This is a genomic window from Streptomyces sp. G7(2002) (assembly GCF_028870195.1).
Classification (GTDB): Bacteria; Actinomycetota; Actinomycetes; order Streptomycetales; family Streptomycetaceae; genus Streptomyces; species Streptomyces nigrescens.
In genome coordinates this window covers 1,917,828-1,941,926 of record NZ_CP102609.1, presented here as the reverse complement: position 1 = coordinate 1,941,926, position 24,099 = coordinate 1,917,828, and the positions used below count along the sequence as shown (strand labels likewise).

Genomic DNA, 24,099 nt, shown 5'->3' with positions numbered 1-24,099 from the left:
GCCCGGTCCGCCGGCGGGGGCGTGAGCGGGGAAGGGGGAGGGGGCAGTGCCGTGCGGCCGACAGAATTCCTCCGCTCGCATCCGGTCGGAGTCGGTTCCTCCGGTTTTGCCCGGGGTGGGGTCCTGTCGAGAGGGGGGCGCTCACGAGATATCTTGATGTCGAGCAATGTTGCAGACGTGGAGCGGAGCACCCGGTGACTGACTCGACCATCATTTACACCCACACTGACGAGGCCCCGGCCCTGGCGACGTATTCGTTCTTGCCGGTGATCCAGGCATACGCGTCGACGGCCGGCGTCAGCGTGGAGACCCGTGACATCTCGCTGGCCGGGCGCATCATCGCGAGCTTCCCCGAGCACCTGGAGGAGGGCCAGCGCATCGACGACGCCCTCGCCGAGCTCGGTGAGCTGGCAAAGACTCCCGAGGCGAACATCATCAAGCTGCCGAACATCTCGGCCTCGATCCCGCAGCTGAAGGCGGCCATCGCCGAGCTTCAGGAGCAGGGCTACGCGCTGCCGGCTTACCCGGACGACCCGAAGACCGACGAGGAGCGCGACATCCGCGCCCGCTACGACAAGGTCAAGGGCAGCGCCGTCAACCCGGTCCTGCGTGAGGGCAACTCCGACCGCCGGGCCCCGGCGTCGGTCAAGAACTACGCCAAGTCCAACCCGCACCGCATGGGTGCCTGGACGGCCGACTCGAAGACGAACGTCGCCACCATGGGCGTCGACGACTTCCGCTCCACCGAGAAGTCCGCGGTCATCGGCCAGGACGGCACGCTGCGCATCGAGCTCTCGGGCGACGACGGCTCCACCACCGTGCTGCGCGAGTCGGTACCGGTCCTCGCGGGCGAGGTCGTCGACGCGTCCGTGATGCGGGTGGCCGCGCTGCGCGAGTTCCTCACCGCGCAGGTCGCCCGCGCCAAGGCCGAGGGCGTGCTGTTCTCGGTGCACCTGAAGGCCACGATGATGAAGGTCTCCGACCCGATCATCTTCGGCCACGTGGTCCGTGCCTTCTTCCCGAAGACGTTCGCCCAGTACGGCGAGTCGCTGGCCGCCGCCGGCCTGACCCCGAACGACGGCCTCGGCGGCATCTACAAGGGCCTGGAGTCGCTGGCCGACGGCGCCGAGATCAAGGCGTCCTTCGACGCCGAGCTCGCCGAGGGCCCGGAGCTCGCCATGGTCGACTCCGACCGCGGCATCTCCAACCTGCACGTGCCGAGCGACGTCATCGTCGACGCCTCCATGCCGGCCATGATCCGCACCTCCGGCCACATGTGGGGCCCGGACGGCGCCGAGGCCGACACCCTCGCGGTCCTCCCCGACAGCAGCTACGCCGGCATCTACCAGGCCGTCCTCGACGACTGCCGCGCCAACGGCGCCTACGACCCGTCGACGATGGGTTCGGTCCCGAACGTCGGCCTCATGGCGCAGAAGGCCGAGGAGTACGGCAGCCACGACAAGACCTTCGAGATCCCGGTCACGGGCACCGTGCGGGTCCTCGACGAGAACGGCAACGCCGTCCTGGAGCAGGTCGTCGGCGCCGGCGACATCTTCCGGATGTGCCAGACCAAGGACGCGCCGATCCGCGACTGGGTCAAGCTCGCCGTCACCCGTGCCCGCGCCACCGGCAACCCGGCGGTGTTCTGGCTCGACGCCGGCCGTGCGCACGACGCCCAGCTCATCGAGAAGGTCAAGACCTACCTCGCCGAGCACGACACCGACGGTCTGCAGCTGGAGATCATGTCGCCGGTCGACGCGATCACGTTCTCCCTGGAGCGGATCCGCCGTGGCGAGGACACGATCTCGGTCACCGGCAATGTGCTGCGTGACTACCTGACCGACCTGTTCCCGATCCTGGAGCTGGGCACCAGCGCCAAGATGCTCTCGGTCGTACCGCTGATGAACGGCGGCGGGCTGTTCGAGACCGGCGCCGGCGGCTCCGCGCCCAAGCACGTCCAGCAGCTCGTCAAGGAGAACTACCTGCGCTGGGACAGCCTGGGTGAGTTCCTCGCCCTCGCGGTCAGCTTCGAGCACCTCGCGCAGAAGACCGGCAACGCGCGCGCCCAGGTGCTCGCCGACACCCTCGACCGCGCCACCGGCACCTTCCTCAACGAGAACAAGTCGCCCAGCCGCAAGCTCGGCGGCATCGACAACCGCGGCAGCCACTTCTACCTCGCGCTGTACTGGGCGCAGGAGCTGGCCAAGCAGACCGACGACACTCAGCTCGCGGAGGCGTTCGCGGCACTCGCCAAGACGCTCACCGAGCAGGAGCAGACCATCGTCGACGAGCTGAACGCGGTGCAGGGCTCGCCGGCCGACATCGGCGGCTACTACCAGCCCGTCGTGGCGAAGGCCGATGCGGTCATGCGTCCGTCGAAGACCCTCAACCAGGCCCTGGCCTCCCTCAGCTGACGCGACAGCTGAGGTAAGCCCCTTCCGCCCCGGCCGGTGCCCACCGGCCGGGGCGGTGCCGTTTCCGGCTGACGGCCGCCCCGTTCTCCGATTTCCGCCGGCCGGAACGGGCCCCTCCGGCACGACGGGCGGCATCATGAAGCCGTGGAACCCACGCTGCCGCTGCTCTTCCTCGACGTCGACGGCCCCCTTATCTCGGCGGTTCGATCCTGTCTCGCTGTCTCATCAGCCGCTCACGCCTGCTACGCTCCGCGAGTCCGAGCGAGGACTCCCGGCCGATCAGCGGGCCCTGCCGACCTGGCGCCGCCGAGCACGGCCGGGTCGGCCACTCCTCGCGGGGTGCTGTCGGGCAGCATGGGGCGATGAGCTCGGATCAGGCGCTGCCTCACGAGGTGAAGGTCATCGGTACCGCCGCGCTGCTCGAGCTGGAGGATCGCGCCTGTCAACTCAGCCTGAACCAACGGCTGGACCCTGCTTGGGTGCTAGAGAATGCGGCACCCGAGGGAACTCACTACCTGTGGCCGGCAGTGTGGAACAGCCTGCCCCATCGCCCGGAGGTCCCGCGCCAACTGCGGTGCGAGCTGCTGCTCACGCTGCGTTCGGGAGAACGCGTGATGAGCCTGTTGGACATGCTTCCCAACGACTTCGACCCGCTCCCGAGGGTGACCTCGCGCGAAGAGGGCATGCAGGTGAGCCGACTCCTTGACCACGTTCCATCGGTGAGGGAGTGGCTGCTACGGGAAGACAAGGGCTCCTCAGACCGGCTGTGACTGGCGGCGCCAGCAGAGCGCGGCTCTCCCAGCGAGTCCTCAGGCCGCAGAATCAGTACAGGTGGGCGAAGGCGCGCTCGACGACTCCGCACTGCGGGCATTCTCGGCGGGCGCTAGCGAGACACCGTCGCGGCGCGAATATACGACTAACTCTCGCAGGGCTTGCCTTCTCGCAAATATCGGGCACTCCCAGCTACGTCTCAAATACCGTGCAGCGGTGATTCTCTTCTATTTCTCCAGAGCCGGTGGGGAGGATTGGAACCTCTCCTCCCCGCCGCTCAACCGCGACGGCATGCCGGTACTCGTGGACGACGACCTCCGCTTCGAAGACGAGAACGGCCCCCGACCGGTAACCTTCATCAACCGATGGCTACGGGAGCTGCCAATCAGCGGCGCCCCGGCCGAGAACTCCTGGAAGACCTACGCCCTACAGCTCAAGCCCTGGGCCGAATTCCTGCTCGTGCACGGCATCGGCCTGTTCTCCGACAGGCAGCGGCTGCGGGACGGCTTGTCCCTCTACGCTGAGCATCGTTTATCCGGCCCGCTGGAGGTCCGGCTCGGGTCGACGAGCTGGAACCTTGCGGTCAAGACAATCGCGGCATTCTATCAGTGGGCTGTGAACGAGGGCCACTGCGACCAGGTCCCTTTCTCCTACGCCAAAGGATTCCACCTGCGCCCCGACGGCGTACGAGTGGAGACCGCCCGTAACCTCGCCACCGTGCGGGGTGCCAGACGACACGCCACCCGCAAGTACCTGGAGCGGCCGTACTCCGATCTGCTACTCAACGCCCTCGCCGGCAACGACCCGGACGGCGAACCTGACCACACGTTTCGGGGTCGCGAGACCGGCCGGAATGCAGCCGGCGGCTCGCTTGCGATCTCCACCGGCCTGCGGCTTCGAGAATGGCGGCTTCTCACACCGTGGGAGATCCCTCCCCTGCCCCGCCAGCGCACGGTCGTCCCCATCCCGTTGCCGCTCGCGCCTCCTACCACCAAGGGCAGCAAGGGCCGACAGACCTGGGTGGAATACGACGCCCTGGCCCGCATCCACGACTACACGACGCTGGAACGGGCCGCCCAGGTGGACGGCTCCCGGTGGCGCCCCGCCCACGCCCTCGACGTAGAAGACCCGACGTACGAGGGCGCCTACCTCAACGGCACCTACCGCCGCTGGCACCTGCTGACTCCCACCGAGAGGCTCCGCCTCGTCGGCCCGGGCGGCGGGAGCGCCCTCCTCGCCGTCCAGTCCGACGGCTCGCCGTTCCTGGACTGGGCGACCACGCTCCGTCGGACCTCCGCCCGTATCCGCGACCGCTGGGAACCCGCGTTCCCGCGCGTCCACCCCCACATGACACGGCACACGATGGCCATGACCACTCTGGAAAGGCTGGTGCGGGGCTACTACCAGCAGGCAGCCCGCCTCGTCCTAGACACCGGCAATGACAACGCCATGGCTCTCTACCTCACCAAGGCCGATCCTCTGCTGATCCTGCGGGACCTCCTCGGCCACGCCAGCGTCGCCACCACCCAGGTGTACCTCCATCTCCTGGACACCCAGAGAATCTTCCGCCAGGCGTACGAGGACGCCGACCCCAACCCGGTCGCCCGCCGGGAAGCCGACGCAGAATTCCAGGACACCGATGCCCGCTGAAATCCGACAACCGCTCGCCGTTCAGTACACGCTCCCGGGTCAGCGGCCTTACCTCGGCACGCTTCACGAGCTGCCCGACTCGGTACTGGCCGGCGACCTCGCCCGAGGACTAACCGCAGCCGCCCATCCCAACGGCCCGATCCGCACCTACCGCGATGCCCGGCACGCTGTCCGGTGTGCCCGACACCTCGCCCGCTACCTGCACGAGACCGGCTTCACCGGCACTCTCTCCAGTCTCACTGCGGCACAACTCACGCCCTACTGGCTGAAGTTCGGATTCACATTCGAGCGGCACAGCCGCATCACCCTCAATGGCTTCCTCGCCGACGGCGGCACCCTCCACGCCGGCATCCGAGCCCACCTCGAAGGAAGGCCGATCAACCAGCAGGCTGGGTCCACCCCGCATCGGCCCTACAGCGACGCAGAATGGCGGCGCATCGATCAAGCCGCCCGCGCCGCCATCGACGCCGCCTGGCAGGATCACCTCAAGGCTCTGGAATCCGCTGAACGCGGGGCCGACCCGATCGCCCACGGCATCACCCGGGACAACCTGGCCTGGCTGATCCGTAGAACTGGCCCCGTGCCGGTTCGCGCGATCCGCGCGATGATCCCAGGAGCTCCTTGGGCGATCACAACCGCGGTCCTGGAGATTCGCGACGCCCTGTTCCCATCCGGGTATACGGCACTCGTCTACAACCTCCGGCTGGCCATGCTGACCGGCGCCGTACCCGACGGTATCGACACCCTGTCCGTACCCGACTTCACACACACCGGCCCCGGCACGGGCCTGCTGTCCTATCGCAAGGGTCGGACCGCCCGCGAAGCCCTCAACCTGCGCGGCCCCGCCGTACGGCTCCTGGACCAGTGGCTCTCCCACTCCGCACCTCTTCGCGAGCACGCCGGAGAACTCTCCGACTCCATGTGGATCAACTACAACGGCACGGCGTTGTCCGGGCAACCCCGTACCCCATGGCAGCGGATCAAGTGGGCGAAGACCGTTGGCCTGACCGACGACAACGGCCAGCCCATGGCCCCGCACGGCGGCCGGATCCGCACGACCTGCCATCACAGGCGCGACCGCTCCGCCTGGACAGGACGCACCACCATCGATCCCAACCACACACCGGCGATCGAAGGCGATCACTACCTCCACCACCACACCCCCGCCCAGGTGGATGCCATCGAGGGAGTCATCGAGGAAGCTCAGCACGACATCCGCCGCAAGGCCGCGCCGCCGGTCATCGCCACCAGCCAAGACGCCGCCCGGTTCGCTGCCGACTTCCCCCGCCTCGTTTCGGACGCCGGACTCGACGGCGACGCCGTCCAGCGGCTACTGGCCGGCGAGCAGGACGTGTTCGTCGCCTCTTGCGCAAGTCTCTACAACAGTCCTCACGCCCCGGCCGGAACCGCCTGCCCAGCCCGTCCCTGGGTGTGCCTGTTATGCCCGCTCGCCGTGTTCACCCCCCGGCACCTGCCCAACCTGCTGCGTCTCCAGCGCTATTTCGCCGATCAGGAACGGCACATGACGAACGCGCAGTTCCTGGCCATCTTCGGCCCCTACGCCGACAGGCTCAGCACTGACCTGCTGCCCCGTTTCAGCACGACAGCGATCCGGGCCGCCACCGAAAACGGGTTCGCGGCCCTGCAACCGGAGGAGATCCCGTGACCCGATCCGACGCTCTGATCGCTGGCGCCGGTCACCGTCCCTTCACTGGCTTGGACATCCTCCAGACTGCCGGGTACCGCACTCGGCCCGGTACTCGCCGCCCCCACTTCGACCAGGACATCTGGGACCTGACCGGCGTTGCCGACGCCCCAGCCTCCTGGCCCCGCAGCGACCAGATCCTGGACTTCACCCAGGTCACCAACCCGACCTGGCGAGCGGTCGCACGCACCTACTTGATGGCCCGCCTCCTGCCCACCCACCCGTCCGTTGCGGTCCTCCCACAGGCATACCGCTCCCCCCTCGCCCTGCAGACGCTTCGACACGAGCTCGTCCGCCTCACAGCCTGGTTCAACCACCTCACCGAGGCGGGACTCACCGGCCTTCAGCAGATCCACCAGCGGCACTGCGACGCCTTCCTGCCAGTCGTCTCCGTCAGCCGCACCAACCCCACCCAGACGGTCACCCCCGGCACCATCGCTGGTTTCGTCCTGACCACTCAGGCCCTGGCCGCCTACGCGTCACTGCTACCCGACGCCTACCCGACTGGGTTCCGCCCATGGGGCGACCGCACAGCCGCCCAGGTCGCCGGATACCAGCGTCCCGACACCAACCAGACCCCCGCCGTCCCAGACGACATCCTGCGGCCCCTCCTCGCCGCCGCCTCCTACCTCGTCGACACGATCAGCCCCCATCTCGTCAAGGAAGCTACCCACGCCCGGCAGACCATCGCACGCCGGGCTGGCATCCGGTCGTCCCTCCGCGTCGAACATCACACGCCCGTCATCGCCGAAATCGAGCGTCGTATCGCAGCCCGAATCCCGGCCCCCCGCGCTGCCCCCTCCGGCATCTCCCGCAGGCTCAACTCGGGTTGGGATGTCAGCGACCCTCTCCTCACGCTTGGCCACACGTCCTTCACCAAGGACTTCCTTTCGCTCTCCTCCACCAAACGGGACCTGGAACGGCTCCGGCCCCAGTTGGAGGCATGGGTCGCTGCCTGCGGTGTCGAGAACTCGTGGTGCCGTGACGTAGCGGCGGTGCCCCGCGCCGATGACGCAACGCCCGTCCCATGGGCGCTCCCGATGAATCACTTCACCCTGGACAGCACGGTGTTCGCCGTCGCCTCCGCCGCCTACTACCTCACCTCAGCACTGTCTGGAATGCGATCCTCAGAGCTGGCCGAGCTCACCCATGGCTGCCGCCGCAGCGAAGACCGCGCCTACGGCTCCCGCCACTGGCTGGACTCCCGACGCGTCAAGGGTGAAAAGTTCGGCGGAGTGCCTGACTCATGGGTGGTCATCGAAGAGGTACACCGCGCTGTCGGAGCCGCCGAAGCTCTCGGCGGCACGGACCTGGGAGACCCGATCTTCCCCGTCGCCAACAACTCAGCCAACAGGTACACCGCGCTCCGGGACTGGATCAACGGCCCCTTCGGACAGCATCTCGGCCTCACCGCGATCCCCGATGGCTCGGTCCACCCGCGGGCGCTGCGCCGTACTCTCGCTCTGTCCATCGCCCAACGTCCCCACGGCCTCCTGGCCACAAAGTGGCACTTGAAGCACGTCTCGGTGGCCACCACCGAGGGCTACACGGCTCGGCCAGGCGGGCACCAGGCTGCGTTCCTCGCCGAGGTCCAGGCCGAAGAGGAGGTCGAACACACCCGGCTCACGGTCGCCGCCTACCACGACTACCAGCAAGGCATCCTCCCCTCGGGCCGAGGCGCACGAGACCTGGTCGCCGCTTTCCAGAACGTGGACCAGTCCCTCGCCGGACACGACCCCGGCCCCGCCACCGTCGCCGACGACCGCCGCGTGGAGAAACTCCTCAAGAGCAAGGCGAAGACCCTTCACATCGGAGTGGCGAACTACTGCTGGTTCACCGACCCCGCCAAGGCTCTGTGCCTCACCATGGCCGGCACCCCGAATGCCACCGAGCCTCTGCTCGGCATGTGCGACTCCGCTCGCTGCCCCCAAGCCACCCATCACTCCCAGCACCGGCAGGCATGGGCCGACCACGCCGAGAACACCCGGGCTGTGTTCCTCGGCAATCCCCGGCTGTCCGCGCCGGAGCGTCAACGCGCCCAGCAGACCTACGAGCGATCCATGCGGATCGTGGAATCCATCGACGCCGCCGTAGCCACTGAGGAGGCATCCAGTGCCCAATGACCGCCACGCCGACGCGGAGAGCCGTTTGAAAGCCGCCATGGATCAGCTCATGGCTGGGGACATCCCTGAGGGCCTGCGGTGCGACATCAAGTCCCTCAGCATCCTCGCGGCTGTCCCCCGGGCGACGCTGTACCGCACCTACCCCCACATCAAGCAGGAGTTCGAAAGCCGGCTGGGCAGGGCCCGAGAGGTCACCGGCGAGCCGGACCCCCGCCTGGCCCAGATCGAACGCCTAAAAGCCGAGGTAGCCAGCTTGAAGGGGCGACTCTCCCAAATGAAGCAGGAGGCCATCGAGGCGGCCGAATTCAAGACGTTGGCACTCTCTCGACTGGTCGAACAGCACGACGAGATCCAACGCCTCCGCGTCGCCCTCGAAAACGGCGGGAACATCCGCACCCTTCCCGTGCGGGCCCACGCCGCACCGGGGCAGTAGACGCCGCGGCGCAATCCCGTTACCTGATTCCGGCCCGCTGCGCGTGCAGTTCAGAGCGAACGAGTTCGAGGAGACGACCTGTCCAGTTGCGGCCGCGGCCGGCGTTGTCACCCCAGAAGCCGGAGTCGGCGTCGTCGTAGATGAGGGTAGCGTCGTTGGTTGCGAGAAGGATCTCTGCCAGGTCGGGGTGCTGCGTGTACTTGACACGCAGCAGTGTGGTCATGACGGCGGTACGAGCGTCTTCCCAGCCCTCGCGCTGGGTAGCGTCGGCGGCCAGTCTGCGGGCGGCGTATGCGGTATCCGCCACTGCGATGGCGACTCGCGTCGTGGGGTCGGTGGCTGACAGGGCCCAATACGCTTGGGAGACGGACGAGTAGGTGATGCCGTCGATGTCGATGGGCGCGGGGTAGTCATTGCGTAGACCCACCATGCCCGGGTCGTCGACTCGCTGCCGCGGGTATGAGTGGGCCAGATGAATCGCAGGTGCGTGCGGCGTCGCCGGGCCGTCCGCAGGAACCCGCGAGGGCCGTTCGGCGATGAGCCGGGCACGCTCCTCGAAGTAAGCGAGAGCATCCTCGTACGCTTTCTCCGAGACCAGCTCGTCGGACCAGCTGTCCGGCTGGCCGCCCACCCCGACCACCAACACCTGAAGCGGCCAGTCCTTTCGGTCCATGTCACCGAGCGCGTACCGGCGCTGGGTCTCGGGAATGGCGAGATACGCGGCCCGAGCCGTGGCGCGATTCTCCTCGGTCCGGTCGGCGAGGAACACATCGACGGCTGCCAGGCACCGGGCGGTCGAATCGGGGCGACGGTTAAGCTGGTCGATGGTGTCCCGCACCTCGGCGAGCAGCAGCTCGGGGGTGAGCCATGTGCGCGGCTCACTGAACTTCCATGAGGCCAGGTCGTGGGCTGATGCCTCGGCGCCTTCCGGGAGGTCAGTGGCCACCCAGCCGGAGCGCAGCTTCCGCTCGAACTCGTCGACGGTGACCAGGCCCCAGCAATCGACGAGCCCGTCGGCATAGATGACGAGGTCCGTGAGGAAGAACGTCCCACCGTTACAGATGAAGGCGTGACGCCAAGTTCCGGGTATGCGGACGCCGTCCGCCTTGCGGTAAGTGATCCGGTTTCCGATCATCCTGTCATTGTGCCGGGCCCGGCCTCACTCCCCGCTGCCCTTTTCGGCGAAGAGCGATTCAGTCGCGAGACACGAGGCCGTTCTCCCGGCGTTCCGCGAGAACCGGTCGGACATGTCTCATGCCCGCATAGGCGTCCTCAACCCCTGGCGGGCCAAGCCCCACCGGCGGCCCGAGGGGTACACCACGCTGCGGATGCGGCCCACGGGCTGGGAGCCGCCGGGCCCGGCCCTGCGGGTCTGGCTCAACCCCGCCCATGGCCCGCTACTGCTGGGCCTGGGCTTCCGCCTCGTCTGGGCGACGACCTGGAAGACGGAGGCCAACACCTGGATCGGTCCCGTGCTGGGCCTGCCGGAACTGCCCGCCGTGGACTGGCCGCAGATGCATCACCGCGATCCGGAGGGCGTGCACTGGAAGACCCGCTACCTCGTCACGTCCGCCGCCGGCCGCCCCTTCGCCTGGGTGGACGACGAGATCGGCCCCCGGGACCGGGCGTGGATCGCCCGCCACCACACGGGCCCCGGGCTGGCGCACCGCGTCGATCCGGCGAAGGGCCTGCTCCCGGACGACTTCGCGGCGCTGCGGGAGTGGGCGGCGGAGGTGGCCGGGGGCGGTGCCCCGTGAAGCGGTAGCGTCACCGCGCAGGTGTCCGCACTTCTCCACACGGGGGTATCGATGGAACTCGCCCAAGTCCGCCTGCTCGTCTCGGACTTCCGCGGCTGCTACCGCTTCTACCGGGACACGCTGGGGCTCACTCCGCAGTTCGCGGCCCCGGACGGTCCGTATGCGAAGTTCACCTGTGACGACGGCACCGCGGGCATCGCGCTGCAGGAGCGCGCACAGATGGCCCGGGTCCTCGGCGAGCTGGCCGCCGCGCCGGACGGCTACCGGTCCCTGATCGTCCTCCGGGTCGACGATCTCGACGCCTACTGCGGGGAACTCACCGGGCGCGGCGCCGCCCTCGCGCACGGCCCGGCGCCGATGACGGACCGGATGCGGGTCGCCCACCTCAAGGACCCGGACGGGAACCTCGTCGAGCTCCAGGAATGGCTGGCACCGCGGTCCGCCGGCTGACCGCGGTGCCAGGCGCCCGGCGCTCAGCCCACGAGGTCCAGCACCGGCCGCAGCCCGTCCGGGCGCCGGTCCACCGGCAGCGGGTCCACCGGCAGGAAGGAGCAGCCCAGCGCGGTGGCGCCGCCGTCGGCCGTGCGGTCGTCGCCCACCATCAGGACGGCGGACGGGTCCAGCCCCAACTCCCGGCAGGCCACGGCGAACAGCTGCGGGTCCGGCTTCTGGATGCCGTGCTCGTAGGACAGCACACAGGCGTCCAGGTAGCGGTCCAGGCCATGGGCGCGCAGCACCGGCCGCAGATCCCAGCCGATGTTGCTCAGCACGCCGATCCGGATGCCGCGCCGGTGCAGCTCCGCCAGCACCTCGGCGGCATCGGGGTACGGCTGCCAGGCCGCCGCCGTCATATGGCGGTCGTAGAGCGCGTCGTACAACTCCGGCCCGGGGAGCGGAACTTGGCGGGCCAGGCCGGTGTACACCTCGCGGTGGTGGCGGGCATCGCGGTCGCGGATCTCCCACAGGTCGGCCAGCGCGGCAGGGATCTCGGCGGGCGAGGCACCGCCGGGCAGCGCACCGGCCCGTTCCAGCGCGGCCGCCCGCGGGGCGATCTCGGCCTCGGCCAGGTCCGTACCGGACGCGGCCAGCGCCGCCCGCAGCCATGACTCGGCGGGTTCGATCCGCAGCAGGGTCTTGGAGAAGTCGAAGAGCACACCTTTGATCGTCGTCATGACCGCCATCCTGCCCACCGTGCGGCTCCGCTCACCTCGGGCCGGGGCGCATACCCGGTGTACGCCGCTGCCGCCGCGGCCACCAGCGCCCCGCCCAGCAGCCAGCCCCCGACGACGTCCGACAGCCAGTGCACCCCCAGATACACCCGGGTGAAGCCGACGCCGGCGACCGAGACCACGGCCACCGCCCGGGCCGTCCAGCGCCACAGCGGACGCGCCCCGCCCAGCCGCAGCACCCACAGCACCAGTGCGCCCGCGACCAGCGCGGACATCGCATGCCCCGACGGGAACGCCGCGTAATGCGCGGTGTCCACCGGGTCCGCCCAGACCGGACGGTCCCGGCCGACCACCGCCTTCAGCACCTGCTGCAGCCCCGTCCCCACGAGCGCGGTGACCGCCACCCAGACTCCGAGCAGCCGCTCACCGCGCCGTACGAGCAGGACGACCGCCCCCACGAGCACCGCGCGCATCATCCACGGGTCCCACAGCCAGTCGCTGAGCACCCGGTTGAGCCGGGTCCAGCCGGGCGCGGCGACGGCCGTCCGGTGCAGCACACCGGCAAGCGCGCGGTCCACCGACATCAAGGGCCCCCAGCCCATGGCGACCAGGGTGAGCAGCAGGCCGAAGACGACCGTGCACAGGACGGCGCACGGGAGGGCCGGGACGCGACGGGCGGGATCGGCGCGGCGGTCGTCGTCCACGGCGGACGACCGGACGGAGGGCTGCGGCGTCGGTGGCATACGTCGATCCTCGCCGATACCCGGCGTTCCGGGCGAGGGGGCCACGCCCCAGGGGGTCGATCCCTACGTCAGGGCACTCAACCCGGGCATAAAGGTCACCAGCAGCGGCACCGCCGGCACCAGCGCCGCCACCGCCGTCATCCGCAGCCGGCGGCCGGGGGTGAAGCGCGGGGCGGGGGCCAGCAGCCGGTCCACCCGCTCCGGTACCTGGGCGAGCTGGGCCGGGCAGGGGCCGAACACCCCGCGGTCCTCGTTGAGTTCGACCAGGGCCAGGGCGATCGTCCGCCGGCCGAAGCGGCGCGAGGCCACATCGTCGGCGGCCAGCTCGACCAGCCGGTGCACCTGGTCGCGGAACGCGGCGAAGACCGGGACCTGCGGAAAACCGGCGGCCAGCGCCGAGGCGCAGTACAGCAGGAGATCGTGCCGGGCCCGCGCATGGCCCTGCTCATGGGCGATCAGCGCATCGAGCTGATGCCCCTTCAGCCGACGCAACGCCGAAGTGGTGATGACCAGTTGGGGCGAGGCGTGGGACAGCCACCAGGCCTCCGGGCGGTCCCCCTCCAGGACGACCAGACGCTCCCCGGAGGGCTCCTCGCCGGGCAGCAACGGGGAGCGGCGCAGCAGCTCGGCCCGCCGCTGCCGGCGACGGGAGCGAACCGCCCGTACCTCGCGGGTCAGGGCGACGGCCGTCCAGGCGCCGCCACCCGCCAGCAGCAGGGCCAGCGCCCCGGCCCAGGGCCCGTGCGCCTGGAGCGCGTACGCCTCGACGACGACCCGTGGGGCGAACCCGAACACCGGGCTGCGCACGCCCTCCCAGGCGGCGGCCGCGCTCAGCGACATCGCGAGCAGACAGCACAGCAGCACACCGGCGACCACGCACTGCCACACCCACAGGGCGAGCACCGGTTCCCGGTCGGGCCAGTCGGAACGGGCCATCAGCCGTGGCGCCATTGCCGCGGCCAGCACGCCGAGCATCATCAGCGCGAGAGGGACCATCATGCCGTCACCCTATGAGCGCACGACTACCCGTTGGTACGGCCACGCGTCGGAAGTGATGCATACCACCCCCGCAACAGGTGTGAACGGTCAACGGACGCGCCCATGGCGCCGAACCGTTCGGCGGGGCGTCGTCGCAGCTCACAGCGCCAGCAGCATCGCCAGCATGCCGATCCCCATCGCCACCCGGCAGGCCCGCAGCACCCCGGCGCCCGCCGCCGCCCCGCCCGCCGGCGCCTCCAAGCCCCCCGCGCCCGCCGCCGGCACCAGCCGGACCCCCGCGGCGAGGACGTACCCCGTGAAGTAGACGAGCAACAGCCCTGTCAGCAACGGCACACCGCCCGGCGCTGTGTGCGCCATCGGGCCCGTCCCGCCCGCCTGGTCCATCTGGCCCAGATGACCTATTGGGCTCATCTGGTTCATCTGCCCTGTGTGGCCCGGCTGTTGGGACGGGATCACCATCGCGAGTGCCATGTACGCCATGGCCAGGGCACCGACCGCATGGTGCAGATGGCGCCGCGCCAGCGCCCACAGGCCCGCCGCCCCGAACACCGCGGTGAACAGCCACGGCGACCACGACGGCGGCGCCACCGGCCAGGCCATCGCCGCCATCCCCAGCGCCATCAGCCCCTCGCCGCGCGCCTCGCCCCGCTGCGCGGCCGGACCGGTACGCGCCCGCCACAGGCAGTACGCGCCGGCGGCGGCACCCAGCAGCACCAGCAGCCAGCCGACCCACGCCGGTCCGTGCACGGAGCACCTCCCCCTCGTACCCGTACGCATCGGGGGCAGGATGCCCGCCGGGCGCCCGGCACACGGGAGCGCACGGGCGCAAGGGGGGAGCGCGGCGGTGTTGCCCGCCGGGACCGTTTCCGCCCCGGCCGGAAGCGGCCGCGGAGACGGACTTACGGGCGGTAGCGCAGCGGATGGTCCGCCGGGACCTGGGTCAGCACGATCCGGTGGCCGTCCGGGTCGGCGATCCACATCTCGATCAGCCCCCAAGGCTCCTGTACGGGCTCGCGCAGCACCTCCACCCCGTGCGCCAGCAGCTCCTGGTGTGCCTCGGCCGCGTCCGCCACCTGGAGCCACAGCTGGAGGGTCCCGGTGGCCGGGCCGGCGGCGTGGCCGGACACCTCCAGGAAGCCGCCGCCGAGGAAGTAGACCGTGCCGCGCTCGGGCCCCGTACCGAATTCCCGGTAGATCTCCAGACCCAGCGCCTTGCCGTAGAACGCCCGCGACCGCTCGGGATCGGCCGGCCGCAACAGCACCCTGCTGCTCAGTACGTGCACCATGGCTGGACCCTACGCCGACGGCCGCGCACGGCCGGGCACCCACCGCCGGAAGACCGTGACGAAAGGCCCTGACGCCGTACACCCGCCGGTTGTTAGCCTCCTCGAAGCACCCGTCCGCCGAGAGGACTCCGCGCACCATGCCCACCAGCGAGCTGACCTTCCGTACCGCCCTCGATGCCGATGTCCCCGGGCTCGTCGGCCTGATCGAGTCGGCCTACCGCGGCGATGTGAGCCGCAGCGGCTGGACGACGGAGGCGGACCTGCTGGCGGGGCGGCGCACCGACCCGGACGCGGTCACCGCCGTGGTGCGCCACGAGACCGGCCGGCTGCTGATCGCCGAGCGGGACGGTGAGCTGATCGCCTGCTGCCAGATCGAACACCGCGGGGACCACGCGTACTTCGGTATGTTCGCGGTGCGCCCGGAGCTCCAGGGCGGCGGCCTCGGCAAGGTGATCCTCGCGGAGGCGGAGCGGGCCGCCCAGGAGATCTGGGACGCCCGGGAGATGCGGATGACGGTCATCCGGCAGCGCACGGAGCTGATCGCCTGGTACGAGCGCCGCGGCTACCGGCGCACCGGGGAGCGCACCCCGTTCCCGTACGGCGACGAGCGCTTCGGCATCCCCCAGCGCCCCGACCTGGAATTCGAGCTGCTGGTCAAGCCGCTCGGCTGACCTCTGTCCCGTTGACCGGCCGCGGGTCCGGACGGGGGACGCCTTGGTGCGGCGGCGGAGGTGCACGCGGATCGCGCGCGCCCGGCTCACCCACGCCAAGGCCCTTCGCACTGTTAGCGTTTGGCCTTTGAACGAGGGGCGGCATCAGATGACATCGACCACGTTTCGCATCGGCGGGGACCTGGGCATACGGCGGCTCGGGTTCGGAGCCATGCGCCTGCCGACCGGGCCGGGCTCCGCCCGGGAGGCCTCCCTCGCGCTGGCGCGAAGGGCCGTCGAGCTGGGCGTCACGCTGATCGATACCGCCCACATGTACGGCTGGGGAGCGAACGAGGAGCTTCTCGCCGAGGCCCTGCACCCCTATGCGGACGGGCTGCTCATCACCACCAAGGTCGGCATCGCGCGATCGGCGTCCGCCGGCGAGTGGAGTCACGACGGGCGGCCGGACTCGCTACGCGATCAGGTCGAGAACGCCCTCCGTCGGTTGAGGGTGGAGCGGATCGAGCTGCTCCAGCTGCATCGCATCGATCCGCAGGTGCCCCTCGCCGACCAGCTCGGCGCGTTGCGGGAGCTCCAGGTCCAGGGCAAGGTCGGCCGGATCGGGTTGTCGGAGGTGACCGTCACCGAACTCGGCCGGGCGCGCGAGTTCATCGACGTCGCGAGCGTGCAGAACCGCTACAGCCTTCTCGACCGTGAGCACGAGCCGGTGCTCGCGGCCTGCGAGGCCGCGGGGATCGCGTTCCTGCCGTGGAGGCCGGTCGCCGGAGCGGCGTCAGGCGCGGCGGACGAGGTGGCCGCCGTGGCGGCCGAACTCGGTGCCACCCCGGCCCAGGTCTCCCTCGCGTGGCTCCTCGACCGTTCGCCGGTCATCCTCCCGATCCCGGGCACCGCCCGGATCGCTCACCTGGAGGAGAACCTCGCCGCGGCACATCTCCGGCTGACCCCGGACCACCGTGACCGCCTCGACCGGTTGGCCGAGCAGGCATAGAGGGTGTCCGGGCCCGCAGCTGATCAAGGGGACAGCACGCAGGCCCGGGGCCGGCGGCCGCCGTTCACAGCCGTCCCGCCTGGATGATCCGCTGCAGGAACTGCCGGGTGCGGTCGTGCTGCGGATCGCCGAAGACCTGCTCCGACGTGCCGCGCTCCAGCACCACCCCGCCGTCCAGGAAGCACACCTGGTCGGCGACCTCCCGGGCGAAGCCCATCTCATGGGTGGCGATGACCATGGTCATGCCCTCCTCCTTGAGCTCGCGGACGACGCCGAGCACCTCGCCGACCAGTTCCGGGTCGAGCGCCGCGGTGATCTCGTCGAGCAGCAGCAGCCGGGGCCGCCCGGCCAGCGCACGGACGATCGCGACCCGCTGCTGCTGGCCGCCGCTGAGCCGGTCCGGGTACTCGCCGGCCCGTCCGCCGAGCCCCAGCCGCTCCAGCAGCTCGTGGGCCCGCGCCTCCGCCTCGGCGCGCGGCACCCCGTGCACCCGGCGGGGCGCCAGCGTGATGTTGTCCAGCACGGTCATGTGCGGGAAGAGGTTGTAGGCCTGGAAGACCACACCGATCCGGCGGCGCACCGCGTCCACGTCGGCCCGCGGATCGGTGATCTCCGCACCGTCCAGGAAGATCGCGCCGTCGTCGATCTCCTCCAGCAGATTCGCGCAGCGGAGCAGGGTGGACTTGCCCGACCCCGAGGCGCCGATCAGCGCGGTCACGGTGTGCGGCGGGACCTCCAGATCCACATCCCGCAGGACGACCGTGCCCCGCCCGTAGGTCTTGCGTACGGACTCCAGCCGCAGCACCGGTCCGCCGTCGGGCGCGGCCGGGCCGGCGGTCTCCACGGCCGGCCGCGGGGTGTCGTCCGTCGTGCTCATACGAGGCCTCCCTGGGCGCGCCTGCGGTCCATGCGCGCCGTGATCCAGTCCGTGCAGCGGGTCATCGGGATCGTCAGCGCGACGAAGACGAGCCCGGCCACCACATAGGGCGTGAAGTTGAAGTCCTTGCCGGCGATGATCTGCGCCGCGTAGACCGCGTCCACCGCGCCCGCGATGGACACCAGACCGGTGTCCTTCTGCAGCGAGACCAGATCGTTCAGCAGCGGCGGCACCACCCGCCGCACCGCCTGCGGCAGCACCACGAAGCGCAGTGCCTGTCCGCCGGAGAGCCCCAGCGACCGTGCCGCGGCCCGCTGTGAGGGGTGCACCGATTCGATGCCGGCCCGGAAGACCTCGGCGACATAGGCCGAGTACGTCAGCACCAGCGCGGAACCGCCGAGCAGCACCGGGTCGGTGGTCACGCCCTGCAGCCGCAGCGCCGGCACCCCGAAGACCACCATCAGCAGGCAGATGATCAGCGGCAGTCCGCGGAAGAAGTCGGTGTACGCGGCGGCCAGGGCGCGCAGCGGGAAGAACACCGGGCCGCGCAGGGTCCGGGCCACCGCCAGCAGCAGCCCGAGCACCAGCACCGCCGCCCCGCACACCAGCAGCAGCCGCAGATTCAGCAGCAGCCCGTCCAGCACCTTCGGCAGCGCCATCCGGGCGTACTCCAGGCTGAAGAAGGTCTCGCGGGTGCGCGGCCAGCCGGGCGAGCGGGTGATGACGAGGAAGAGGACGGCGCCGGTGACCAGGGTGCTCAGCGCGGCGACAGCGGTGGCGCGCCGGGCCCTGGCCCGCTTGAAGCGCTCCCGCTCGATCCGCCGCGGCGAGGGCACATACCCGTCGTCGGCCCCCGTCTGCGCCGTACGGGTCTTCACCACACCTTCTCCGTACGTCACTTGAGCACCGGAACCGAAACGGCGTCGGCCAGCCACTTCTTCTCCAGCGCGGCCAGGGTGCCGTTCTTGCGCAGCGTGTCCACCGCGGCCGTCACACACCCGGTGATCCGGCTCTCCTTGTCCAGGACCAGACCGAACTGCTCCTCGGCGGTACCGGTGGCGGCGAACTGCCCGACCACCTCGGCGTCCTTCACCTCCGTCGAGGTGATGTAGAAGGCCGTCGGCAGATCGGTGAGGATCGCGTCGACCTGGCCGTTCTTCAGAGCGGACTTGGCGAGGTCGTTCTTCTGGAAGACGGCCGGCGGCTGCGTGGGCCGGACGGTGTCCTGGAGGACGTCCAGGCTGGTGCTGCCGACCTGCGCTCCGAGCTTGACCCGCCGCAGGTCGGCGATGCTCTTGGCGCGCGCGGCCCGGGAGCCCTTGAGCGCGATCACCGCCTGCCGTACGTCGTAGTAGCCGGAGGAGAAGGCGACGGCCCGCTTGCGCGCATCGCTGATGGAGATCTGGTTGATGTCGAAGTCGAACTTCTTCTCGCCGGGCGCGAAGGCGTTGTTGAACGGCACGGTCTGCCAGTGCACCGCGCCCTTGTCATAGCCCAGTTGCCGGGCGACGGCGTACGCGACCGCGGACTCGAAGCCCTTGCCGTTGGCCGGGTCGTCGTCGTGGAACCACGGCGCGTAGGCGGGCTTGTCGGTGCCGACCGTGAGCTTGCCGTCGGCCACGGTGGCCAGTTGGCCGCGGTCGCAGCTCTGTTTACCCGGCCCGGCGGCCCCCGGGCCACCGGGGGACGTGTCCTGCGGGGCACAGCCGACGGCCGCGACGAACAGCGCGACGGTGGCGCAAGCGGCAAGGCGGAGGGGGCGGTTGGCGAGGCGCATGGCGGGAGAGTGGCAGTGCGCGAGGTGATCTGTCGAGATCGCCGGGGGAAACGTCCGCATGCTGGAAGCACATTGCACGGCTGTGAACTGCGGATTTCTCCGTGTGCCGGGGCGGGGCCCGGGGGACGAAGTACGCCCCGCCGGGCTCGGAGCCGTGCCCGCCGTCCTACGCCGTGAAGCGGACCGCCCGGCGGATCTCGGGCTGGTCGGTCACCACACCGTCCAGCCCGAGCCCGCGGGCGAGACGGAGCTGGTCGTGGGTGTTGACCGTCCAGGCCACGACCTTCAGCTGCGCGGCATGGGCCCGCTCGACCAGTTCCAGGGTGAGCCGGCGGATGTTCAGCGAGAGCATCGTCGCGCCGACGGCCAGTGCCCGGTCGACGACATCGGCGCCGTAGCGGCTGCCGACCAGCGCGGTACGGACGCCGGGCAGCAGGGTCCGGATCGCGGCCAGCGCCTCGTCGTGGAAGGAGATCACATCGACCCGGCCGACCAGATCGCGCGAGCGCATCACCTCGGCCAGCGCCTGCGCGGCCGCCACGTCCTTGATCTCGGCCTGCAGCGGCCCCTTGACCGCCTCCAGGACCTCCTCGAAGACGGGGATCCGCTCACCCTGGCCGGCATCGAGTTCGCGCAGTTCGGCGAGGGTGCGCTCGGCGATCGGACCGGCGCCGTCGGTGGTCCGGTCCACATCCGCGTCGTGCATCACCACGAGCGCGCCGTCCTTGCTCAGATGCAGATCCAGTTCGATGACATCGAGGCCCTCGTGCTCGGCGCGCACGAAGGAGCGCAGGGTGTTCTCCGGCTCGACGCCCATCATCCCGCGGTGTCCGATGGTGAGAAAGGACAAGGCTGCCTCGCTTCTGTCGGCTCGGTGCTGCTGTCGGCTCAGTCCCAGTGTCGACCGTCGACTCTCGGCAACGGCGTGACGAAATGGCGCACAGCCTAACGGGCCCGGACGGCGGAAAAAGGGGTGCCGGACGGGGCCGCGGTGTGTCCAGTACGGGTACCCGCCATCTCCGGGTTCCAGACCGCCTCACCCTCGCGTGGGCGAGTCCTCACCGCGCTGACGGGCCCGTCGGGACCCGGTCACCACGGGCAGCGGAGGTGCCGGGGAGCGAGTGTGGCATATGCCATACGGCTGCGGGCGGCGGCTGCCGCGGCGCTCGGACGGCGGCACCCGAGGAGGCGGAAAGGTGCCCTTTCCCCGTCAACAGGCCCTGAAAGAAGCGCCGGAAGCTTGGGCGTCACGGGCAGGAAGTGCCGTCTAGGCCGTCACACACAGGAAAAATCTGCGTGAGCGCGGGGTGTCGGCAGAAAAATTTTCACCGGCACCACTTGAGCGGGCGATCCTCGGCTGGTTACCGTGGCCTGACAACACGATCTACCGCCGGAGGGCAGTCATGACGGAAATTCTTTCGCCTGTGGGTGTCCGGGGGGCCACCACGACCGCAGAGAGTGTGGTCGCGCACCCGGCGTGGCCCGTGCTCAAGGACGCGGTCGAGACCATCCGCCCGTGGCAGTCCAAGGACGGTTCGATCGACCTGGCGGCGGAGGGCGCGCCGACCGCCGACGCCGTCCGCGCCGAGGTCGACCGCGTGATAGCGGCCGTCGGCGAGCTCGCCCCGCTGCTGCCGCACGACGCCGCCTACCACGAAGCGCTCGCCGCCGACCTGCGCCGCTGGGCCGACAGCGGCTTCGGTGTGCCGGACTTCCTGGACTCGCTGCTCGCCTTCCAGCCCGCCCAGCAGCGCGCCGACGGCCTCCAGCACCTCGTCCTGTTCCCCATGTACACCCAGAACGGCAACCTGGACCGCAACTTCGAGGCCGTCGTCCTGCGCATGGTCTGGCCGGACTGGCTCGCCGAGCTGGAGCGCACCCGCTACGACAACCCCCTCTTCTGCGGAATCACCTTCGAGGACTTCACGGCCGGGTACGACACCCACTCCGCCGTGCTCTTCCCGGAGACCATCGCCGTGCGCGAGGCTCCCGAGCGGTTCAGCTGGGGCGGGATCTTCTGTGACCGCGAGGCCGCCCGCTTCCGCCGGGTCAGCGAGGCCGCCATCGAGACGCTCGGCCTCGAAGTCCCGCAGGACCTCCGCGAGATGCTCGACGACCAGGAGCGCTGCCAGCAGGCGTTCGTGCTGTGGGACATGGTGCACGACCGCACCCACAGCCACGGTGACCTGCCGTTCGACCCGTTCATGATCAAGCAGCGCCAGCCGTTCTGGATGTACGGCCTGGAGGAGCTGCGCTGCGACCTCACCGCCTTCAAGGAGGCCGTGAAGCTGGAGGCCGAGGGGTACTCCCAGGCACGCGATGTGCAGTTCGCAGTGATCTTCGACCGGATGTTCCGCTTCCCGGTCAGCGGCGACCGTGTCCGCAACTACGACGGCCTGGGCGGCCAGCTGCTCTTCGCGTACCTGCACCAGCACGACGTCGTACGCTGGACGGACAACACACTCCACATCGACTGGGAGCGGGCGCCCAAGGTCACCAACCAGCTGTGCGGCGAGATCGAAAAGCTCTACCGCGACGGCATCGACCGGCCCAAGCTGGTCCACTGGCTCGCTGCGTACGACCTCGTCTCGACCTACCTCGCACCGCACCCGGGCTCGGTCTGGGCCAAGGGGCCCGAGGCCCTCGACCTGGACCAGCCGCCGCGCAAACTCGTGGACGACGTGCTCCCCGACGAATTCCCGCTGAGCATGTTCTACGAAGCGCTCGCCAAGAAGCTGCGTGCTGTGATCGCCTCTACCAAGGGCATCACGGCCCACAGCGACGCATTGGCGGCGGCATGAAAACCGAGCGGAACACCCGGCCGAAGGCCGTCCAGCAGCAGGACGAGGAGGCGACGAAGATGGTTACTTCGACGGGCGGACAGGGGCCGCTGGAGGGTGCGGTCATCGCGGTGGCGGGAGCGGCCGGACCGGCCGGCCGGGCGACCCTGCTGCGTCTGGCCGAAGCGGGTGCGGTGGTGGTCGGCTCGGACTCCAACCCCGAGCGACTGGCGGAGGCCGTGGACGCGGCGCGCTACGCCCATGGCGGCGCCACGGTGATAGGGGACACCGTCGACCTCCTCGACCCGGACCAGGCCCGTGAATGGGCGGACCGTACGGAGAAGGAATTCGGCCGGATCGACGGCCTGGTGCACCTCGTCGGCGGCTGGCGCGGCTCCTCGACCTTCGCGGAGACCGACCTGACCGACTGGGACATGCTGCACAAGCTGCTGGTGCGCACCGTCCAGCACACCTCCCTCGCGTTCTACGAGGCCCTGGAGCGCAGCGGCAACGGCCGTTTTCTCCTCACCAGCGCGGCCGGCGCCAGCAAGCCCACCGGCGGCAATGCCGCCTATGCCGCCTCCAAGGCCGCGGCCGAGGCCTGGACGCTGGCCATGGCGGACGGTTTCCGCAAGGCGGGGGGTGAGCAGGGGCCGCGCGCCGCTGCTGCCATCCTGATCGTGAAGGCGCTCGTCAACGACCAGATGCGCGCCGAGCGACCCAACGCAAAGTTCGCGGGCTTCACGGATGTCACGGAGCTGGCCGAGGCCATCGCCGGGGTCTGGAGCCGGCCCGCGCAGGAAGTGAATGGACAGCGTCTGTGGCTGACCCCCGAGCCGTGACCGGTGCGAAGACCGACGCCCGGCAGCACCACGATCCCGAGATACGCGGCTTCGCCAGCGACAACTACGCGGGCGCGCACCCCGAGGTGCTCGCCGCGCTCGCCCTTGCCAACGGCGGCCATCAGGTCGCCTATGGCGAGGACGACTACACCGCGCACCTCCAGCGTGTCATCCGCAGCCACTTCGGGCAGCGCGCCGAGGCGTTCCCGGTGTTCAACGGCACCGGCGCCAATGTCGTCGCCCTGCAGGCCGTCACCGACCGCTGGGGTGCGGTGATCGCTGCCGATTCCGCGCACATCCACGTCGATGAGTGCGGTGCGCCCGAGCGGGTCGGCGGGCTCAAGCTGCTCACCGTGCCGACCGAGGACGGCAAGCTCACCCCTGAGCTGATCGACCGCGAGGCGTACGGCTGGGACGACGAGCACCGTGCCATGCCGCAGGTCGTCTCGATCACCCAGAGCACGGAGCTCGGCACGGTCTACACGCCCGACGAGATCCGGGCGATCTGCGAACACGCCCATGAGCGCGGCATGGTGGTGCATCTGGACGGCTCTCGGATAGCCAACGCCGCGGCGACGCTCGATGTCCCGATGCGGGCCTTCACCAACGCCGTGGGCGTCGACATCCTCTCCTTCGGCGGCACGAAGAACGGTGCGGTCTTCGGCGAGGCCGTGGTCGTGCTCAACCCCGACCGGGTGCGGGCGATGAAGCATCTGCGGAAGCTGTCCATGCAGCTGGCCTCCAAGATGCGCTTCGTCTCCGTCCAGTTGGAGGCGCTGCTGGCCAAGGACCTGTGGCTGCGCAACGCCCGGCACGCCAACACCATGGCGCAGCGGCTGGCGGCCGGGGTGCGGGAGATCGGCGGGGTGGAGATCCTCTATCCCGTGCAGTCCAACGGGGTGTTCGCGCGGCTGCCGCACGACGTCAGCGAGCGGCTCCAGAAGCGCTACCGCTTCTACTTCTGGGACGAGTCGGCCGGTGTCGTGCGCTGGATGTGCGCCTTCGACACCGCGGAGGAGGACGTCGACGGCTTCCTCGCCGCACTCCGCGAGGAGATGGGCCGCTAGACGGCACTGCATAGCTATGCGCCCGGTCGGAAAGTCATTGACTTCTG

23 protein-coding genes are annotated in these 24,099 nt (G+C 70.1%); 13 read left to right on the top strand and 10 right to left on the bottom strand.

Features of this window, described 5'->3' with window-relative positions; genetic code table 11:
* Nucleotides 1-194: 194 nt before the first annotated feature.
* The 6 genes from NUT86_RS07585 (at nucleotide 195) to NUT86_RS07560 (ending at nucleotide 9,096) form a co-directional block, all read left to right on the top strand.
* The gene (locus NUT86_RS07585) at nucleotides 195-2,414 is read left to right on the top strand and encodes an NADP-dependent isocitrate dehydrogenase (protein WP_093646852.1); all 2,220 of its coding nucleotides are present in this window, start codon (nucleotides 195-197) and stop codon (nucleotides 2,412-2,414) included.
* A 362-nt stretch (nucleotides 2,415-2,776) separates the two neighbouring features.
* Nucleotides 2,777-3,184: a hypothetical protein gene (locus tag NUT86_RS07580; protein ID WP_274734289.1), complete on the top strand. Its 408-nt coding sequence runs from the start codon at nucleotides 2,777-2,779 to the stop codon at nucleotides 3,182-3,184.
* Between the two features lie 217 nt (nucleotides 3,185-3,401).
* Nucleotides 3,402-4,835, top strand: a complete 1,434-nt coding sequence (locus tag NUT86_RS07575; protein ID WP_274734287.1) for a site-specific integrase — start codon at nucleotides 3,402-3,404, stop codon at nucleotides 4,833-4,835.
* Nucleotides 4,825-6,501: a hypothetical protein gene (locus NUT86_RS07570; protein WP_274734285.1), complete on the top strand. Its 1,677-nt coding sequence runs from the start codon at nucleotides 4,825-4,827 to the stop codon at nucleotides 6,499-6,501. The genes NUT86_RS07575 and NUT86_RS07570 overlap by 11 nt, the downstream gene beginning before the upstream one ends.
* On the top strand, nucleotides 6,498-8,663 hold the full coding sequence (locus NUT86_RS07565) for an integrase (protein ID WP_274734284.1): 2,166 nt from the start codon (nucleotides 6,498-6,500) through the stop codon (nucleotides 8,661-8,663). The genes NUT86_RS07570 and NUT86_RS07565 overlap by 4 nt, the downstream gene beginning before the upstream one ends.
* Nucleotides 8,653-9,096, top strand: a complete 444-nt coding sequence (locus NUT86_RS07560) for a hypothetical protein (protein WP_274734282.1) — start codon at nucleotides 8,653-8,655, stop codon at nucleotides 9,094-9,096. The genes NUT86_RS07565 and NUT86_RS07560 overlap by 11 nt, the downstream gene beginning before the upstream one ends.
* A 19-nt stretch (nucleotides 9,097-9,115) precedes the next feature.
* Here the strand turns inward: NUT86_RS07560 and NUT86_RS07555 are convergent, their stop codons facing one another.
* Entirely contained in the window at nucleotides 9,116-10,231 is a 1,116-nt protein-coding gene (locus tag NUT86_RS07555) for an NADAR family protein (RefSeq protein ID WP_274734281.1), read from the bottom strand.
* A gap of 112 nt (nucleotides 10,232-10,343) precedes the next feature.
* Between NUT86_RS07555 and NUT86_RS07550 the strand changes: the two genes are divergently transcribed.
* The gene (locus tag NUT86_RS07550; protein ID WP_274734279.1) at nucleotides 10,344-10,853 is read left to right on the top strand and encodes a hypothetical protein; all 510 of its coding nucleotides are present in this window, start codon (nucleotides 10,344-10,346) and stop codon (nucleotides 10,851-10,853) included.
* A 51-nt stretch (nucleotides 10,854-10,904) separates the two neighbouring features.
* The gene (locus NUT86_RS07545; protein WP_159489663.1) at nucleotides 10,905-11,303 is read left to right on the top strand and encodes a VOC family protein; all 399 of its coding nucleotides are present in this window, start codon (nucleotides 10,905-10,907) and stop codon (nucleotides 11,301-11,303) included.
* Between the two features lie 23 nt (nucleotides 11,304-11,326).
* Here NUT86_RS07545 and NUT86_RS07540 read toward each other — a convergent pair whose 3' ends face one another.
* The 5 genes from NUT86_RS07540 to NUT86_RS07520 form a co-directional block, all read right to left on the bottom strand.
* Complete coding sequence (locus NUT86_RS07540) at nucleotides 11,327-12,025, bottom strand: HAD family hydrolase (protein WP_159489661.1); 699 nt, start codon at nucleotides 12,023-12,025, stop codon at nucleotides 11,327-11,329.
* The gene (locus NUT86_RS07535) at nucleotides 12,022-12,765 is read right to left on the bottom strand and encodes a phosphatase PAP2 family protein (RefSeq protein WP_018087522.1); all 744 of its coding nucleotides are present in this window, start codon (nucleotides 12,763-12,765) and stop codon (nucleotides 12,022-12,024) included. The genes NUT86_RS07540 and NUT86_RS07535 overlap by 4 nt, the downstream gene beginning before the upstream one ends.
* 63 nt (nucleotides 12,766-12,828) lie before the next feature.
* Nucleotides 12,829-13,764: a M56 family metallopeptidase gene (locus NUT86_RS07530; RefSeq protein ID WP_274734276.1), complete on the bottom strand. Its 936-nt coding sequence runs from the start codon at nucleotides 13,762-13,764 to the stop codon at nucleotides 12,829-12,831.
* 138 nt (nucleotides 13,765-13,902) lie between these two features.
* Complete coding sequence (locus tag NUT86_RS07525; protein WP_274734275.1) at nucleotides 13,903-14,511, bottom strand: DUF5134 domain-containing protein; 609 nt, start codon at nucleotides 14,509-14,511, stop codon at nucleotides 13,903-13,905.
* Between the two features lie 152 nt (nucleotides 14,512-14,663).
* A complete protein-coding gene (locus NUT86_RS07520; RefSeq protein WP_018087519.1) occupies nucleotides 14,664-15,050 on the bottom strand; it encodes a VOC family protein in 387 nt (128 codons plus the stop codon).
* A gap of 137 nt (nucleotides 15,051-15,187) precedes the next feature.
* On the opposite strand from NUT86_RS07520, the gene NUT86_RS07515 reads away from it, so the two are divergent.
* Both NUT86_RS07515 and NUT86_RS07510 read left to right on the top strand, forming a co-directional pair.
* On the top strand, nucleotides 15,188-15,721 hold the full coding sequence (locus NUT86_RS07515; RefSeq protein WP_159489653.1) for a GNAT family N-acetyltransferase: 534 nt from the start codon (nucleotides 15,188-15,190) through the stop codon (nucleotides 15,719-15,721).
* A gap of 148 nt (nucleotides 15,722-15,869) precedes the next feature.
* Nucleotides 15,870-16,709: an aldo/keto reductase gene (locus NUT86_RS07510; RefSeq protein WP_018087517.1), complete on the top strand. Its 840-nt coding sequence runs from the start codon at nucleotides 15,870-15,872 to the stop codon at nucleotides 16,707-16,709.
* Between the two features lie 64 nt (nucleotides 16,710-16,773).
* Here the strand turns inward: NUT86_RS07510 and NUT86_RS07505 are convergent, their stop codons facing one another.
* The 4 genes from NUT86_RS07505 to NUT86_RS07490 all read right to left on the bottom strand — a co-directional run bounded on the left by NUT86_RS07505 (nucleotide 16,774) and on the right by NUT86_RS07490 (nucleotide 20,213).
* The gene (locus NUT86_RS07505; protein ID WP_159489648.1) at nucleotides 16,774-17,586 is read right to left on the bottom strand and encodes an amino acid ABC transporter ATP-binding protein; all 813 of its coding nucleotides are present in this window, start codon (nucleotides 17,584-17,586) and stop codon (nucleotides 16,774-16,776) included.
* The gene (locus tag NUT86_RS07500) at nucleotides 17,583-18,485 is read right to left on the bottom strand and encodes an amino acid ABC transporter permease (protein WP_229838304.1); all 903 of its coding nucleotides are present in this window, start codon (nucleotides 18,483-18,485) and stop codon (nucleotides 17,583-17,585) included. Before NUT86_RS07500 ends, NUT86_RS07505 begins: the two co-directional genes overlap by 4 nt.
* Nucleotides 18,482-19,363, bottom strand: a complete 882-nt coding sequence (locus NUT86_RS07495) for an ABC transporter substrate-binding protein (protein ID WP_266449140.1) — start codon at nucleotides 19,361-19,363, stop codon at nucleotides 18,482-18,484. The genes NUT86_RS07500 and NUT86_RS07495 overlap by 4 nt, the downstream gene beginning before the upstream one ends.
* Before the next feature lie 166 nt (nucleotides 19,364-19,529).
* The gene (locus NUT86_RS07490) at nucleotides 19,530-20,213 is read right to left on the bottom strand and encodes a glycerophosphodiester phosphodiesterase (protein WP_018087513.1); all 684 of its coding nucleotides are present in this window, start codon (nucleotides 20,211-20,213) and stop codon (nucleotides 19,530-19,532) included.
* 553 nt (nucleotides 20,214-20,766) lie between these two features.
* Between NUT86_RS07490 and NUT86_RS07485 the strand changes: the two genes are divergently transcribed.
* The 3 genes from NUT86_RS07485 to NUT86_RS07475 are packed head-to-tail and all read left to right on the top strand — an operon-like array spanning nucleotide 20,767 to nucleotide 24,052.
* Complete coding sequence (locus NUT86_RS07485) at nucleotides 20,767-22,164, top strand: DUF6421 family protein (RefSeq protein ID WP_159489644.1); 1,398 nt, start codon at nucleotides 20,767-20,769, stop codon at nucleotides 22,162-22,164.
* Nucleotides 22,165-22,223: 59 nt separating this feature from the next.
* Nucleotides 22,224-22,985: an SDR family NAD(P)-dependent oxidoreductase gene (locus tag NUT86_RS07480; RefSeq protein WP_026169264.1), complete on the top strand. Its 762-nt coding sequence runs from the start codon at nucleotides 22,224-22,226 to the stop codon at nucleotides 22,983-22,985.
* A complete protein-coding gene (locus NUT86_RS07475; RefSeq protein WP_078518477.1) occupies nucleotides 22,964-24,052 on the top strand; it encodes a threonine aldolase family protein in 1,089 nt (362 codons plus the stop codon). Before NUT86_RS07480 ends, NUT86_RS07475 begins: the two co-directional genes overlap by 22 nt.
* Nucleotides 24,053-24,099 lie beyond the last annotated feature (47 nt).

Bases quoted from the DNA above. Each gene is read 5' to 3' on its own strand.
- NUT86_RS07510 (WP_018087517.1), top strand. From the start codon at position 15,870: ATGACATCGACCACGTTTCGCATCGGCGGGGACCTGGGCATACGGCGG.
- NUT86_RS07495 (WP_266449140.1), bottom strand. From the start codon at position 19,363: ATGCGCCTCGCCAACCGCCCCCTCCGCCTTGCCGCTTGCGCCACCGTC.
- NUT86_RS07570 (WP_274734285.1), top strand. From the start codon at position 4,825: ATGCCCGCTGAAATCCGACAACCGCTCGCCGTTCAGTACACGCTCCCG.
- NUT86_RS07480 (WP_026169264.1), top strand. From the start codon at position 22,224: ATGGTTACTTCGACGGGCGGACAGGGGCCGCTGGAGGGTGCGGTCATC.
- NUT86_RS07545 (WP_159489663.1), top strand. From the start codon at position 10,905: ATGGAACTCGCCCAAGTCCGCCTGCTCGTCTCGGACTTCCGCGGCTGC.
- NUT86_RS07505 (WP_159489648.1), bottom strand. From the start codon at position 17,586: ATGAGCACGACGGACGACACCCCGCGGCCGGCCGTGGAGACCGCCGGC.
- NUT86_RS07485 (WP_159489644.1), top strand. From the start codon at position 20,767: ATGACGGAAATTCTTTCGCCTGTGGGTGTCCGGGGGGCCACCACGACC.
- NUT86_RS07520 (WP_018087519.1), bottom strand. From the start codon at position 15,050: ATGGTGCACGTACTGAGCAGCAGGGTGCTGTTGCGGCCGGCCGATCCC.
- NUT86_RS07580 (WP_274734289.1), top strand. From the start codon at position 2,777: ATGAGCTCGGATCAGGCGCTGCCTCACGAGGTGAAGGTCATCGGTACC.
- NUT86_RS07515 (WP_159489653.1), top strand. From the start codon at position 15,188: ATGCCCACCAGCGAGCTGACCTTCCGTACCGCCCTCGATGCCGATGTC.
- NUT86_RS07540 (WP_159489661.1), bottom strand. From the start codon at position 12,025: ATGACGACGATCAAAGGTGTGCTCTTCGACTTCTCCAAGACCCTGCTG.
- NUT86_RS07555 (WP_274734281.1), bottom strand. From the start codon at position 10,231: ATGATCGGAAACCGGATCACTTACCGCAAGGCGGACGGCGTCCGCATA.
- NUT86_RS07535 (WP_018087522.1), bottom strand. From the start codon at position 12,765: ATGCCACCGACGCCGCAGCCCTCCGTCCGGTCGTCCGCCGTGGACGAC.
- NUT86_RS07530 (WP_274734276.1), bottom strand. From the start codon at position 13,764: ATGATGGTCCCTCTCGCGCTGATGATGCTCGGCGTGCTGGCCGCGGCA.
- NUT86_RS07550 (WP_274734279.1), top strand. From the start codon at position 10,344: ATGTCTCATGCCCGCATAGGCGTCCTCAACCCCTGGCGGGCCAAGCCC.